This window comes from Pseudoalteromonas rubra (genome assembly GCF_005887115.1).
Lineage (GTDB): Bacteria > Pseudomonadota > Gammaproteobacteria > Enterobacterales > Alteromonadaceae > Pseudoalteromonas > Pseudoalteromonas rubra_F.
In genome coordinates this window covers 121,157-135,375 of the sequence record NZ_PNCJ01000008.1, presented here as the reverse complement: position 1 = coordinate 135,375, position 14,219 = coordinate 121,157, and the positions used below count along the sequence as shown (strand labels likewise).

Annotated in this window: 15 protein-coding genes; 6 read left to right on the top strand and 9 right to left on the bottom strand. The window is 48.0% G+C overall.

Going from position 1 to position 14,219, the window contains the following annotated elements:
• Nucleotides 1-70: 70 nt before the first annotated feature.
• The 4 genes from hemL to CWB98_RS05595 form a co-directional block, all read right to left on the bottom strand.
• Nucleotides 71-1,357 (bottom strand): glutamate-1-semialdehyde 2,1-aminomutase, encoded by a 1,287-nt coding sequence (gene hemL, locus CWB98_RS05610; protein ID WP_138543943.1) that lies wholly within the window; start codon nucleotides 1,355-1,357, stop codon nucleotides 71-73.
• Between the two features lie 78 nt (nucleotides 1,358-1,435).
• The gene (locus tag CWB98_RS05605) at nucleotides 1,436-2,452 is read right to left on the bottom strand and encodes an aspartate carbamoyltransferase (protein WP_054014594.1); all 1,017 of its coding nucleotides are present in this window, start codon (nucleotides 2,450-2,452) and stop codon (nucleotides 1,436-1,438) included.
• A gap of 173 nt (nucleotides 2,453-2,625) precedes the next feature.
• Nucleotides 2,626-3,060, bottom strand: coding sequence for a CopD family protein (locus CWB98_RS05600; protein ID WP_138543942.1), 435 nt, complete (start codon nucleotides 3,058-3,060; stop codon nucleotides 2,626-2,628).
• A 28-nt stretch (nucleotides 3,061-3,088) separates the two neighbouring features.
• Nucleotides 3,089-4,771, bottom strand: coding sequence for a chloride channel protein (locus tag CWB98_RS05595; protein WP_138543941.1), 1,683 nt, complete (start codon nucleotides 4,769-4,771; stop codon nucleotides 3,089-3,091).
• Nucleotides 4,772-5,020: 249 nt separating this feature from the next.
• Between CWB98_RS05595 and erpA the strand changes: the two genes are divergently transcribed.
• Nucleotides 5,021-5,359, top strand: a complete 339-nt coding sequence (erpA, locus tag CWB98_RS05590) for an iron-sulfur cluster insertion protein ErpA (protein WP_054014597.1) — start codon at nucleotides 5,021-5,023, stop codon at nucleotides 5,357-5,359.
• A 155-nt stretch (nucleotides 5,360-5,514) separates the two neighbouring features.
• On the opposite strand, the gene CWB98_RS23895 is transcribed toward erpA, so the two are convergent.
• Nucleotides 5,515-5,691: a hypothetical protein gene (locus CWB98_RS23895; RefSeq protein ID WP_164881440.1), complete on the bottom strand. Its 177-nt coding sequence runs from the start codon at nucleotides 5,689-5,691 to the stop codon at nucleotides 5,515-5,517.
• 339 nt (nucleotides 5,692-6,030) lie between these two features.
• Here CWB98_RS23895 and CWB98_RS05585 point away from each other — a divergent pair, with 339 nt between their 5' ends.
• Nucleotides 6,031-6,276, top strand: coding sequence for a helix-turn-helix domain-containing protein (locus CWB98_RS05585; RefSeq protein ID WP_010382949.1), 246 nt, complete (start codon nucleotides 6,031-6,033; stop codon nucleotides 6,274-6,276).
• Between the two features lie 92 nt (nucleotides 6,277-6,368).
• On the opposite strand, the gene CWB98_RS05580 is transcribed toward CWB98_RS05585, so the two are convergent.
• The 4 genes from CWB98_RS05580 to CWB98_RS05565 are packed head-to-tail and all read right to left on the bottom strand — an operon-like array spanning nucleotide 6,369 to nucleotide 10,176.
• Nucleotides 6,369-7,751, bottom strand: coding sequence for an AmpG family muropeptide MFS transporter (locus CWB98_RS05580; protein ID WP_138544053.1), 1,383 nt, complete (start codon nucleotides 7,749-7,751; stop codon nucleotides 6,369-6,371).
• Between the two features lie 60 nt (nucleotides 7,752-7,811).
• Nucleotides 7,812-8,411: a peptidylprolyl isomerase gene (locus CWB98_RS05575; RefSeq protein WP_138544052.1), complete on the bottom strand. Its 600-nt coding sequence runs from the start codon at nucleotides 8,409-8,411 to the stop codon at nucleotides 7,812-7,814.
• A 35-nt stretch (nucleotides 8,412-8,446) separates the two neighbouring features.
• Nucleotides 8,447-9,010: a YajG family lipoprotein gene (locus CWB98_RS05570; protein ID WP_138543940.1), complete on the bottom strand. Its 564-nt coding sequence runs from the start codon at nucleotides 9,008-9,010 to the stop codon at nucleotides 8,447-8,449.
• Between the two features lie 2 nt (nucleotides 9,011-9,012).
• The gene (locus tag CWB98_RS05565; protein WP_138544051.1) at nucleotides 9,013-10,176 is read right to left on the bottom strand and encodes a methyltransferase; all 1,164 of its coding nucleotides are present in this window, start codon (nucleotides 10,174-10,176) and stop codon (nucleotides 9,013-9,015) included.
• Nucleotides 10,177-10,254: 78 nt separating this feature from the next.
• Here CWB98_RS05565 and CWB98_RS05560 point away from each other — a divergent pair, with 78 nt between their 5' ends.
• From CWB98_RS05560 to CWB98_RS05545, 4 genes are all read left to right on the top strand, one after another.
• Nucleotides 10,255-10,857 carry an alpha-ketoglutarate-dependent dioxygenase AlkB family protein gene (locus tag CWB98_RS05560; RefSeq protein WP_138543939.1) on the top strand — a complete coding sequence of 201 codons (603 nt, stop codon included), beginning with the start codon at nucleotides 10,255-10,257 and terminating at the stop codon, nucleotides 10,855-10,857.
• A 55-nt stretch (nucleotides 10,858-10,912) separates the two neighbouring features.
• A complete protein-coding gene (locus tag CWB98_RS05555; RefSeq protein WP_054014600.1) occupies nucleotides 10,913-11,230 on the top strand; it encodes a BolA family protein in 318 nt (105 codons plus the stop codon).
• A 72-nt stretch (nucleotides 11,231-11,302) separates the two neighbouring features.
• The gene (fabV, locus tag CWB98_RS05550; RefSeq protein ID WP_138543938.1) at nucleotides 11,303-12,493 is read left to right on the top strand and encodes an enoyl-ACP reductase FabV; all 1,191 of its coding nucleotides are present in this window, start codon (nucleotides 11,303-11,305) and stop codon (nucleotides 12,491-12,493) included.
• A 381-nt stretch (nucleotides 12,494-12,874) separates the two neighbouring features.
• Nucleotides 12,875-14,218, top strand: coding sequence for a Na(+)-translocating NADH-quinone reductase subunit A (locus CWB98_RS05545; protein WP_138543937.1), 1,344 nt, complete (start codon nucleotides 12,875-12,877; stop codon nucleotides 14,216-14,218).
• Nucleotide 14,219 lies beyond the last annotated feature (1 nt).

The following is a 14,219-nucleotide window of genomic DNA, read 5'->3' as shown; positions in this document are numbered from 1 at the left end:
AAAGTTTTTACTGTCAGCCATAAAAAAGCCCCAAACGGGGCTTTTTAGATAGGTGAGCAATGCGGATTGATCAGGCAGCAAGCTTCGCAAAAGCGCGTTCTGCGGCCTTGATTGTTTCAGCAATATCTTCGTCGCTGTGCATGGTGCTGACAAATCCGGCTTCGAACGCGGAGGGGGCAAGATAGACACCTTCTTCCAACATCAGGTGGAAAAAGCGCTTGAAGCGCTCAAGGTCGCATTCAGTCGCCTGCTGATAGGTGTCAACACGTGTAGCTTCGGTGAAGAAGAAGCCAAACATACCGCCGGCATAGTTGGTGGTCAGTGCAATACCCGCTGCATCTGCAGCACGCTGGAAACCGTCACAAAGTTGCTTGCTTTTGGTCTCAAGCGTATCGTGCAGCCCGGGCTCAGACAGCAGCTCAAGGGCTTTCAGACCAGCGGCCATGGCAATCGGGTTACCGGATAGTGTACCGGCCTGATAGACTGGGCCTACAGGGGCAATATAATCCATGATTTCACGCTTACCACCAAATGCACCCACAGGCATACCTCCGCCGATCACTTTACCTAAACAAGTCAGATCCGGCTCTATATTGTAATAGGCCTGAGCACCGCCGAGTGCAACCCTAAAGCCCGTCATGACCTCATCGAAGATCAGGACAGATTGATGGGTATCACAGATCTCGCGCAGACCTTCCAGAAAACCTTCGACCGGAGGAATACAGTTCATATTGCCCGCCACAGGTTCAACAATGATACAGGCGATTTGATCCGGGTATTGTGCAAAGATGGCTTTCACTTCATCGATATTGTTGAACGATACCGTGAGTGTATGTTTGGCAAAATCAGTGGGGATCCCCGGAGAGTTAGGTACGCCCATTGTCAGCGCGCCTGACCCTGCTTTAACCAACAGAGAATCCGCATGGCCATGATAGCAACCTTCGAACTTCAAAATTTTATCTCTGCCGGTATAACCGCGAGCCAGACGGATGGCGCTCATCGTCGCTTCTGTGCCTGAGCTGACCATACGTACCTTGTCAATTGACGGAACAAGCGCTTTGACTTTTTCAGCCATTAGAATTTCGCTTTCTGTCGGAGCGCCATAGCTTAGGCCATGTTCAACGGCATCCAGCACCGCTTGTTTAATTTGAGGGTGGTTGTGGCCCAGGATCATAGGTCCCCAGGAGCCAACATAGTCGATATAACGTTTGCCATCGGCATCAAAGGTATGCGGGCCTTCAGCCTTATTGATAAACAGTGGCGTGCCACCCACGCCGTTAAACGCACGAACGGGTGAATTAACGCCACCCGGGATAGATTCCTGGGCACGAGAGAAGAGATCTTGACTGATTGTCATAATGTGTCCTTTGTTATGTGCATAAGGTATCTGGTGTTTTTACCAAATACCTCAAATCATGAAAACGAGTGTAACAACTTAGCTGTCGCGCTTGCGGCTGAACCAGGGCACATCCACTTCATACTGCTCAACCTTGTCGGCAACGCCCAGTGTCAATGCAAACAGCGCCATGCGGATCAACACGCCGTTTTGAACCTGACGGAAGATAGCCAGGTTATCGTTATTGTTTAAATCATTATCCAGCTCGTTGGCATCCCCGCGGCTGTCGCGCGGCAGCGGGTGCATCAGTACCGACTCCGGTTTACAATGCGCGTCATAAATCGCCTGACTGATGCGAAAGCCACCCCGGTATTTATTGGCTTCTTCCTGTGACGGGAAACGCTCTTCCTGAATACGTGTCTGATAGACGATATCTGCAGCCAGGTTACCTTCCATCTGAGATACCAGCTCAATTTGATGGCCAGCATTGCTGACCGCATCAAGAATATAATCTGGCATCTGCAACCCGTCCGGGGCAACCATGGAAAAGCGCACATTTTTGTAGTGGCACAGTAATTTAGAAAGGGAGTGGACTGTTCGACCATATTTAAGGTCGCCAACCAAAGCGATGTGCATGCCGTCAATGCCCCGCTCAAATCGCCCCAGTTCACGTTCAATCGTCAGCAGGTCCAGCAAGGCCTGAGTGGGGTGCTCGTTCGGACCATCACCACCATTGATTACTGGCACGTCAGAACCCGTGGCAAATTCTGCCACTGATCCTGCGTCCGGGTGGCGCATTGCCACTGCATCCGCATAGGCCGAGATGACTCGGGCTGTGTCATACAGGGATTCGCCTTTGGCTAAAGCGGAACTTTGCATACCTGTGGTTTCGCGGACCGTACCACCAAGCAAATTAAAGGCGGTTCCGAAACTGACACGCGTTCGGGTACTGGGTTCAAAAAACAGGTTGGCTAATACAGCACCTTCTAATACGTTGGTACGTTTGTGCTTCTTAGCGTAGGGTTCCATTTTTTTAGCAACACTGAAAATCAGCTCAATGGCATCTCTGTCGAGTTCGTTGACGGAGAGGATGTTTTCACCTTGGAAACTTAACATGCGGCGATTCCTAATCACAGATTGACAACAGGAGGCGGGGAGCACTCCTAACCGAGCTCGCAAAGCAGGGGCATAAAGCACACGCTGCGTTGGGTAACTGGAGCGACATAATAGCACAATTGTGGTTTTTTGGGCGTGGAAAATGACGGCTTACTCGCCGCCATACTGTGATATCAGAAAACCGGTTTCAAGATAGCGAGCATCACAATGATCAGCAGCAAAATAACCGGGAATTCGTTAAAAATACGATAGAAGCGATCGCTGCGCTGATTTCGGTCGTGCTTAAAGTCTGCCAGGAGTTTGAAGCAATAGGCATGATAGAGATACAGCATGATCACCGGTACCAGTTTATAATGCAGCCACAAGTTTGCGCGGAACCATTCGCGCCCGTAACTGGTGATCAGTAAAATGCCAAAGACTGCCGTGAGAATTGCAAACGGAGTGACAAAATAGAGCAGACGACGCTCCATAATTTTAAGCATTGCCGAGCAGGGTTTCTCGTCAGTCATAGCATGGTAAACAAATAGCCTGGGCAGGTAGAAAATCCCGGCGAACCAGGCAACCATAAAAAAAATGTGCAGCGCTTTGTACACGAGCAGAGTAGTCATAAATCCCCTTGATTATCTTTACATTCAATTACAGCAAGCTGTTTCTCGTAGTGAGAATATGGCGGATCTGATCCCACCTTAGCAAGCCCATAATTTGTTCGTTATTCTTTTGATTATACACGTATACTGCGCCTGAACGCTTGTCTTTGAGAATGTCGAATGCGTCAGCGAGTGTGGCTTGTGTACTCAGACCTTGCAGCTCAATATAGGTAATTGTCATGCTCTGCTCTGAAATCAAACTGAGGTCATATTCCGCGAGTCGATAACCATGCTCCGCGTCGTGCACTATCAGAGGTGTCTGACTGTCGATGGCTGACAGGGTTTCTCTTATCTGATCCTTATCATCTGAATAGAGGAGCTTGAAGCCTTCATCCATTTCTTCCATGATCCCCACCTTTTGCAGGGCCTCCTTGGCGGGGGAAACCTGATAGGGTAACCCCTGGAAATCAAGCTGTTGCAAGAAAATTGACCGGTTACCAAATACCTGCAGTGCGGTGACATAGGCACAGGAAATCACTATCATAGCTGGCACCACAATTTGTGGACTTGAAGTCAGCTCCATGACCGCAGTTAATGCAGCCAAAGGCGCATGTAAAGTGGCCGCCAACAGGCCTGCCATACCCAGTACGCCATAAGTGCCAGCAACACTGACGTCCGGTGAAATATACTGAGCGAAATATGCCATCAGGGTGCCAATTAATACGCCTAAACCAATCACCGGTCCAATGATACCACCAGGTATCCCCAATCCAATGGCAAAGATAGTGGCGAGTAGTTTAGCAATCAGAATCGTGGTGAGTAATTGAAGTTCGCCGGGGGTTTCGACTGCAATCTTGATGGCGCTCATGCCTGAGCCCATGGCTTCGGGTACCAGATAGCCGATCAGGCCGGCCAGTAACCCTGCGAGCATCAGACGGGGAAACATACTGATGGGCTTAAACGTTTTTATGATGAGCATCAGGTTTTGGTTAAATGCAAAGGCGATGGCGCCAAGTACAAAACCACACAAAATGAGAAATGGATAGTGCCAGAAAGAGAGTGTTGAAACGCTGATCAATGACAATTCCAGATCATGGCCAAACACATATTGTGTGGCCAGTGCCCCGGTGACCGCGGCAAGCATAATAGGTACAAAGATATGGATCTTATATTCCCTCAATACCACTTCCATAACGAAAATCACCGCAGCCAGAGGTGTATTAAATGACGCGGCGATACCGGCTGCAACACCACATCCGGCGAGTGTACGGGCAGCGTTCATGGGGAGGTGTAGACGCTCTGCCAGAATACTGGCACCGGTCGCACCCATGTGCACGGACGGGCCCTCACGACCAACGGAAAAGCCACTGATGAGCGCGACGGCACCGCCAAAAAATTGGTTTACCGAATTCCAGATTGGCATCTGTCCGTAGTGCTGTTTGATGCGATAGATAACAAATGGGATACCCAGGCGGTAGTGCTTAAAGCCCGTCAGACTGGCAAACAAGGCGATCAGTAAAGCAGCGCCAACAGGCAGTAAAACGCGCTGGTGCTCTGGCAATGTGGTGAAATCATCCGGACTATCTAAAAATACGCTTTGTACCAATAATATGGTCAGACGAAATAAGATGATCAAGACTGCTGCAATCAAGCCGGCACCAATGCCCAGCAAGCATAGCTGAATGGACGTTTTTGGCTTCGCTAAGCGACGGCGTAAATTATCGAGCGACATACAATATTGGCCTGTAGAGAGTCTTGGTTGTAAGCAGCCTAGTGCCTTAGTGCTGCATTGAGTACCTTTAATGCACCTGATAAGTGTATCAAATATTCTAAGTCCTTGTAATTAAGTAAATCAGGCAATGGCCTACTTGCGTAGGAGTTTAACGCGTAACCCCGCTCACAGCGAAGGTGACTCTATACTTGATTAAAATAGTCAGGTATTAGATAATTCCGCTATTAAATGTACAGGGGTCGAATACACATGTCTGATCAGATACCGATTAAATTTTCCGACGCGGCGGCAAATCGCGTGAAAGAGCTTATCTCTGAGGAAGAAAACCCTAACCTCAAGCTGCGAGTGTATGTGACTGGTGGCGGATGTTCTGGGTTTCAGTATGGTTTTACTTTTGATGAAAAAACCAATCCAGGTGATTTAGAAATCGAGAAAAATGGGGTGTCTATGGTTGTGGACCCTATGAGTATTCAATACCTGGTTGATGGTGAAGTAGATTACACCGAGGGCCTGGAAGGCGCACGTTTCTTTGTCAGTAACCCTAATGCAACGACGACTTGTGGTTGCGGCGCGAGTTTCAGCGTATAAAACGACTTTCAATTGGCGTTTTTAAAACCCTGGCCATGCACTTGCATGGCTTTTTTGTTTCTCTATTAGACAAACAGCTACCATTCTTTATCCCTGAGTTCTGGTACAGTATAAGGTACTGTGTTGATTGTCTGTGGGAAGTCAGAGCAGTCTTTCTAACCTGGGTTGGTAAGGTGCATCATAAGCACAAAAAATCCCAACACCAAAGTGGAAAAAGCGAGAATATAGATGAATCCGCGTTTACCTTGTTTGAGCGGAACGCCGTTGACGCGCAAAAAGTAATACCAACCCACACACAGCAAAATGGGTAGCAAAAATATGAGCCGGATCATCAAAAATTCTCCTAAAATTTGTTATTTTGTTACAGACTAGCTCTAAACCACTATTTTTTAAAGAAAAAATAAATTATTTCGTATACTGGTACAAGTTATAAAATTTTTGTTAAAGTGTCACAGTAATCTTACCTCTCTATTTTAGGTAAGAAAGTTGAAAATTTAATTAGGTGTTAGAGAAAAGATCGTCTATACCTAATTTGGTACATAGGAACAAGCCAGCGTAAATCGGTATTTCATGATTTGTTTACCCGGCTTGCTATATAACAAGCCGCCAGTCGAGACGGGCAAATTTCGTATGGCGGTATTAATTAATCATCGAGTAGGAGATGTTTTATTATGATGGGGAAAACGGTTTCTTCTGAAGAAAACAGTAAGTTGACGAAGTGGCTGAAGTCAAAACGTCACGAGAAAGGTCATACAATGCGCAGTCTGGCCCAGGTGTTAGGTACACCGCATTCTTTCATTGGCAAAATTGAAAATCAGGAACGTCGCTTAGACGTGATTGAGTTTCTGCGTTACTGTGAAGCGCTGGAAGTCGACCCATATGAAGGTCTGGCTCTTATCAAAGAAGAGCAGATGTAAACGACTGGCATTGCCAGTATGTGTGCAGGTGCAAGGAGCTGCACCTCTATCCTCTTAAAATGGATCTGACACACCAGTCATTTATTCCGCCGTTACTTCCCCTGACTATGATAGTTTCGCTCTATCTCGTAGAGCTTATGACGAATGGCATACAAGAAGATCAGAGACGGTACAACCATCAGCGCTGTCAGTGCGAAAAATACCGCCCAGTTTCCGCTTAGCCAGTCATCAATCACGACGCCGCTGTAGCTTGATAACACGGTTCTGCCCAGGCTACCAAGAGACGCCAGCAAGGCGTAATGCGTCGCGCTAAAGGCACGGTCGCACAACATAGAAATAAACGCCACCATGGCCACCAGTGACCAGGCCTGAGTAAAGCCATCAATCACGATTGCGAGGGCATATAAATGCTCTTTTGGCCCTGCAATGGCTATCCAGGAGAACATTAGGTTGGATGCGGCCATCGCAACACCGCTGATAAACAGCCCTTTAACGATGCCATATTTGTGGTTAAAGATACTGCCCAAAAACGCAAAAACAATCGTGATAAGGCCAGTTCCGAGCTTTGAATATTGAGCTATCTGACTGTTAGTAAAGCCAATTTCTTTGTAGAAAACGATAGACATACGGGCCAAAAAGGCTTCACCGATCTTGAATAAGAAGATAAATGCCAGCAGTGCCAAAGCCGCTTTCACGCCATTTCGGTTGAAGAAACTGCGAAACGGTTCCACCAGTGTAACGGCAAGCCACGCGAGAATACGTTGTAGCCTGCTATGATCCAGCCCGGCCAGTCTCGACTGATATTGTGTCTGTAGCTGTTGTTGGGTGTGCTCGCGGTGAGACTGAGGTTCTTGCGCTGTCAGTGTGATGCAAAACAAAGCCGCCATGATCATGGCCAGTAATGCGTAGATGTCGGCCCAGCTTACTCCGGGCAGATCCGCCGCGAAAAACGGAATAGCACCTAGCAGGGCGTATCCACTCCACCACCCGGACGTCGCCATGGCAGCCGCGGCGGTAGACTTTTCACTTTCCTCTGGGGGAAGGATGTCGATCCGATAAGCGTCTATTGCAATATCATGGGTAGCCGCACTCAGAGCAATAATGAAACACAATAATGCAGCCTGATAAAGATCCGCTTTGAGGTCGACCTGACTTAATGCCAGTGCTGACAGCGCAACAATCAATTGCCCGGCTGCTATCCAGCTACGCCTTTGCCCCAGCCACTGAGTCAGTAATGGCAGACGAACCCGATCCAGCAGAGGGGACCATAAAAAGTTGATGGTGTAGGCACTGAACACGATACCAAACAAGCCTATCATACTGCGGCTCAGGCCCTCATCTTTGAGCCAGGCAGACATCACTGAACCAATGAGCACCCAGGGAAAGCCCTGGCTAACCCCAAATGCAAATATGGTGAGCAAGCGCTTATCCCGATAGTAGCTGGCATAGTCACGCAGGCTGGATGAAATAATCATAATGTTTTCCAACATAGTATCACCCCGCCATGTGGCGGGGTGATACCGGGTGAGAGGTTATTAGAAGGTCTCTTCCGGCAGCATTTCAATGCTATGGATGATCACGGGCACTTTGGGGATAAAGGTGTAACCCAGTTTCTTGTTGTAATCGGTTTCGACCTGCATAATTTTATCCAGCGTATCAAAGCCATCAGATACGCTGCCAAACACTGCAAAGCCCCATCCGCGCCCTGGATTAAGGTGGTCATTGTCATCCATATTAAAGAAAAACTGTCGAGTACCCGAATGTGGCTTATTGTCCTGATAGGCCATCGCTATGGTATACATATTGTTTTTCAGGCCATTGCCGCTTTCGTTAAAAATAGCCGGACGTTCAAACATGCCATCATAGTCTTTGTCATAGCCACCACCCTGGATAACAAAATCGCGTTCGTTCGCCTCATCCCGTTCAACGCGGTGAAAAACAGAGCCTTTGTAATCTCCGTTTATCACATAAGTCAGAAAGTTATTAACAGTAATAGGGGCGCGGGAGCGGTCCAGTTCGACGATCACTTTACCTAACGAAGTATTGATCTGAACCTTGGGAAACAGATTGTCTTTCTGGACGAAACGTCCTTCTTTATTGTTTGCAAATGAGAAACAGCTCACCAATGCCAACATGAACAGAATAAGGGTACGAAGCATAGCAAGGCCTTTTATTGTTGTAAAAAGTTGATTAATTCTTTATCTGACAGCATACGCGTGATCACCTGTTCGGCGAGACGGTTTAACTGTCCCTCAACTTGAGACTGATCATGTTTCAGCGGTTTACTGAATTGCGCTTCACCGTTAAAGGGCTTTGAAAAGGTTCGCTGCCCTTTGACTACTTCAACAACAAAGTCTGCATTTGCCGTGCTTTCGTGACGACTGAGAGATTCATCAACCTTGGCAACAAAGGAACGAATACGCAGTGTCAGCTCAGTGTCACTGTGTTGTGTCAGCGTCACGCCATTGGCTTCCAGTGCCTGAGAAAGCAGATTGGTTATGGTGACTGGCAAATTCGCATTTGGCAAATAAACAGCGGGCTCTTGCTCCAGTACTTTAATGGTAAATTTAGTGGTACGGTTGTCGACAACCTTAATTGCCATTGTATTGGATAGCTGACTGATATTACCACCCTGATAACTGGGATTGAGGATCACAGATTTGGGGGCACTACTACATCCGGCCAGTAGTGTGATTGCTGCACCAAAGAGGGTGGCAGAAAATGCTAAACGCATGATTAGCTCCTTTTAATAGAACTGAGTACCGTAAACTTTTTATTATTGCCTATCACCTTACAATTCCCGAACAGGCGCTGCAACTTATCAAGGTAATCAAGGTGACGATTGCCAATGATCCTTAACTCCCCGCCATTTCTCAGAGTATGCTTGGCCTGCAAAAACATCTGCCAGGCGATGTGGTCGGTGATCGCCTGTGCCTGATGAAAGGGGGGATTACATAACACCAAATCTGCGGTATTGGGTGCAAAGTTACTGAGGCAGTCATTTTGAGTAAACTGACAATCTGCCAGCCTGTCTGGCATATTAGAACTGACATTCTCCCTGGCACTGGCCACCGCCATGGCAGACTCATCCACAAAAGTTACCTGGGCATTTGGCATACGTGCCAGAGTTTGCAGTCCGATCACGCCGTTACCACAGCCCAAATCGATTACCCGCAATGGCTTCTTACCTGCCGGCAGGTAATTCATAAAAAAGCGTGCGCCGATATCCAGTGAATCCCGAGAAAACACATTGGCATGGTTGTGAATTGTGAAGGGCGAGTTTTCCAGAGGCCAGCTGACCGGGAACTTGTCAGCTACGGGTTTGCCTGTGGTGGCACAGAAGATCAGGCGAGATTTCTTCACCGCCAGGCTGGTGGTCGGCTCTTGCAAAAAGTGGCTGAAACTTTTCAGTGTAGAAGTATGAATTTCTTTGGCTTTACCTGCTGCTACAACGGGTATCCCCGGAGCGAGGTGGCTAAGCCGGGATAGCTGATGTTGCAGCAGTCCGGCATTTTTTGGCACTTTAATTAAAATCAGATCGCACTGCGTTGGCAGGTCAGCCAGACTAGTCAGCTGGGTAAATTTAGCGTCGTCCAGCATCCAGTCCAGCTGATTTTCGGCCAGGTTATGGTTTGTCGCCTGTTGGGCCACGAATGAGTCACTCACCTGTGTGATCTGCCACTGTGGGTGATCTTTCAGTTGTGCTGCCAGCGTACAGCTTAATGCCCCAAAGGCATCATTGAGGATCAGGATGTCGCGTGCATCCGGGTAGGCTGTGGTAATATGGTCCAGCAAGTATTCGTCGGCCGCATCCCAGGCTTGCAGGCTGCGGTTTTTTTGCTCTAGGGGAAAACGATGCAGGGTCAGAGCCGTGCCGGCCAGTACAGCGTCGGTGATCATGACGGGGCTAATCTCACTCATGGTTGGTGTCAACACTTTGCAAAGTGTTGGCAAAACTAACAGAACACGTAATATAGCATGTCGAGACTGAACAAAGAATGTTTGCCCGGGCAAACGCCGCAATTGCCGCCTGGCTTTGAGTTTTTACCCACCTGTATCGGGTTTGAGAAAAGCTTGTCGCTGTATGAACATTTGGCGACAACACTGAGCTGGCAGCAGCCCAGTATCACACTTTTTGGCCGAACCTCGCCAATTCCCAGGCTCCAGTGTTTTATTGCCGACCCGTCGGTATCTTACGGATATTCGGGCACTCAACTCAACAACACCCCCTGGCCAGATGTACTCAGAGCAATGCGTTCCCGCCTGAAGCGTGAGTATGGGCAGGACTTTAATGCTCTGTTGGTTAATTGGTACCGAGACGGTCAAGACAGCATGGGCTGGCATAGCGATGATGAAGCTGAGCTGGGCCTCAACCCGACGATTTTTTCCTTATCGCTGGGGGCAACTCGCGCGTTTAAAATTCGCGACAAACAGACTCGCGAGACAGTGACGCTACCCCTGTCTACTGGATCTGGGCTATTAATGACGGGCCGCAGTCAGCATGACTATCAGCATGCACTACCCAAACAAGCGGGGGTCACTCAGGGCAGGATCAACCTGACGTTCAGAACAGTTGGTTAATGGCGCATAAATGCGTATAGTATGCGCTAAATTTTCTCCGTACTGGGAGTGAGTTATGTCAATGCAACAACAAATCTACAGCAAACTCGCCGATGCTATTGCGTGCAAACACCTTAATGTTCTCAATGAAAGCCATATGCACAGCCGGGGCAGCGAGTCACACTTTAAAGTGATTGTGGTCAGCGACAAGTTTGCCGGACAGCGCCTGTTACAGCGCCACCGTTTGATCAACGAGGTATTAAAGGAGGAGCTGGCAAATCACATTCATGCGCTGGCGATCCACACTTATACCCCGGAAGAATATGCCGAGCAGCATGGTGAAGTACCAGATTCACCGAGCTGTCTCGGTGGTTCAAAATTCGACAGCGAGTGATCAGACCTGTGTTTTCAGGATCTGCATTTAAACTAACGCGGTTTTCATAATACAGAATATGTAGGAATAGACATGGTCATCAAACCTAAGATCCGTGGTTTTATCTGTACTAATGCCCATCCAGTGGGCTGTGCCGAGCACGTAAAAGAACAAATTGCTTATGTTAAGGCTCAGGGCCCAATCAATAATGGCCCTAAAAATGTGTTGGTGATCGGCGCATCAACCGGTTATGGCCTGGCTTCTCGCATCACCGCTGCATTCGGTGCTGGCGCAAAAACTTTAGGTATCTTCTTCGAGAAAGAAGGTACAGAGAAAAAAACGGCCTCTGCTGGTTGGTATAACACAGCAGCATTTCAACAGGCTGCTGATGAAGCTGGCCTGTGGTCAAAGAACATCAACGGCGATGCTTTCTCAGATGAGCTAAAAGCCAAAGCAGTTGAAACCATCAAAGCCGAAATGGGCAAAGTAGACTTGATCATCTATAGTCTGGCATCTCCGCGCCGTACCGATCCTAAGTCGGGCGAGACCTTTTCATCGGTCCTAAAGCCAATTGGTCAGACAATCACAACCAAAAACCTCAACACCTCTAAGCGGATCATCGACGAAGTGACCGTAGAGGCGGCTAACGAGGAAGAGATCGCCAACACAGTGAAAGTGATGGGTGGTGAAGACTGGGAGCTGTGGCTGGAAGCGCTAAAAGAGGCGGATGTACTGGCCGAAGGATTCAAAACATCGGCATACACCTATATTGGCAAAGAACTGACCTGGCCTATTTACGGTCATGCGACTATCGGTAAAGCCAAAGAAGACCTGGACCGTGCCGCTGACGCTATCAAAGCCTCAACAAAAGCGTTAAATGGTGAAGCTTACGTGGCGTCATTAAACGCTGTAGTAACTCAGGCGAGCTCGGCTATTCCGATTATGCCTTTGTACATCTCTACGTTGTTCCGCGTAACCAAAGAAGATGGTACTTACGAGGGAACTATCGAGCAGATCCAGGGGTTGTTTAGCGAAAACCTGTACGGTGAGACGCCACGTTTTGACGAAGGTGGCCACCTGTTCCAGAACTATAAAGAACTGGAAGACGGTGTACAGGCACGCATCAAAGTGATCTGGGATAAAGTAGATACCGACAGTATTGATGAGCTGACAGATTACGCTGGTTATCACAATGAATTTCTGAAGCTGTTTGGCTTCGGCATTGAGTCAGTAGACTATGATGCAGACGTCAATTCTGTGGTTGAGATTAATCATCTAATCTAGCCGACAAGCGGGCGAATTCGTGTAGTTCGCCCGTTTTAACATGTGCCCACAGTAGAGAAAACCCCTTCCCAATTTGCCTTTCATTTTTCATCAATACCACTTTGGTCTATATTTAAATTCTTGCAGTGATGCCCAATGAACTAAATCCATTGTTAAGTCGTATTATTTTCATATTTCCACTCGCATAGTCAGTACGATTAATGTTAAAATTGCGGAAATATGTAAGGACTATATACCACGGTGCTCGTTTCCCGTTGCGGACAGGTTGGCCCGACTTTGTGTATGTTGTGCCAGCTCTTTGACTCCAATACAACTCAGAGAATAGTGCCGTGGTAAGTAAAGATTTATCAATTTCTTTCCGTTAATGTAATGCAAGTGCGTATGATCAACATAAAAAAAGGTCTGGACTTACCCATAGAGGGCGCACCACAGCAAGTTATTCATGATGGTTCTGCTGTCAAACGAGTAGCTGTGTTGGGTGAAGAGTTTATTGGTATGCGTCCAACCATGCGAGTCCGTGTGGATGACCAAGTCAAGAAAGGCCAAGTTCTTTTTGAAGACAAAAAGAATCCTGGCGTCAAGTTTACTGCGCCAGCCTCTGGTGTAGTTAAAGAAATTAACCGTGGAGCCAAGCGTGTTCTTCAGTCCGTTGTGATTGAAGTACAGGGCGATGAGCAAATCACTTTCGACAAGTTCCCGGCTGCTGAACTCGGCAACCTGGATCGTGAAAAAGTGAAAGAAGTGCTGATCGAATCGGGTCAATGGCCAGCGTTGCGTGCACGTCCTTTCAGTCGTGTAGCCGTACCTAGCGCGTCGCCAAGCTCGATCTTTGTTACCGCAATTGACACTAACCCTCTAGCTGCGGATCCTGCTGTTGTGATCGCTGAAAACGTGGAAGCGTTTGAAGCTGGTCTGGCTGTGGTTTCGCGTCTGACTGATGGCAAAGTGTTTGTTTGTAAGCAAGCTGGCAGCAAGGTGCCGAGCTCTTCGCTTTCTCAGGTAGAAGTACATGAGTTTGCGGGTGTTCACCCTGCTGGTCTGGTTGGTACACACATTCACAATCTTGATGCTGTTGGCGCTAACAAGCAAGTATGGCACCTGGGTTACCAGGATGTGATTGCTTTTGGTAAGCTATTCCTAAGCGGTGAAGTCTACTCAGAGCGTGTTGTCGCTTTGGCTGGTCCGAGTGTGAAGAACCCGCGTCTTGTTAAGACTCAAGTTGGTGCGTCGTTAACCGATTTAGTTGCAGGTGAACTTGAAGATGGTGAAAACCGGGTCATTTCTGGCTCTGTGTTAGCTGGTAAAACAGCCACTGGTCCTCATGCTTACCTGGGTCGTTACCATGTACAGGTTTCTGCGTTGTCTGAAGGTCGCGAAAAAGAGCTGTTTGGCTGGATCGCACCAGGTAGTACTAAGTTCTCTGTAACCCGTACCTTCATTTCTCACTTTGCGCCAAGCCGTCTGTTCAAGATGACTACCTCTACCGGTGGCTCAAAGCGTGCGATGGTGCCAATTGGTAACTATGAGCGTGTAATGCCGCTTGATATCCTGCCAACTCTGTTGTTGCGTGACCTGATCTCTGGTGATCTGGACAGCGCGATTTCACTGGGTGCGCTAGAGCTGGATGAAGAAGATCTGGCGTTGTGTACTTTCGTTTGTCCAGGCAAATACGACTATGGATCAATCTTGCGTGATTGCCTGACTACAATCGAGAAGGAAGGTTAAA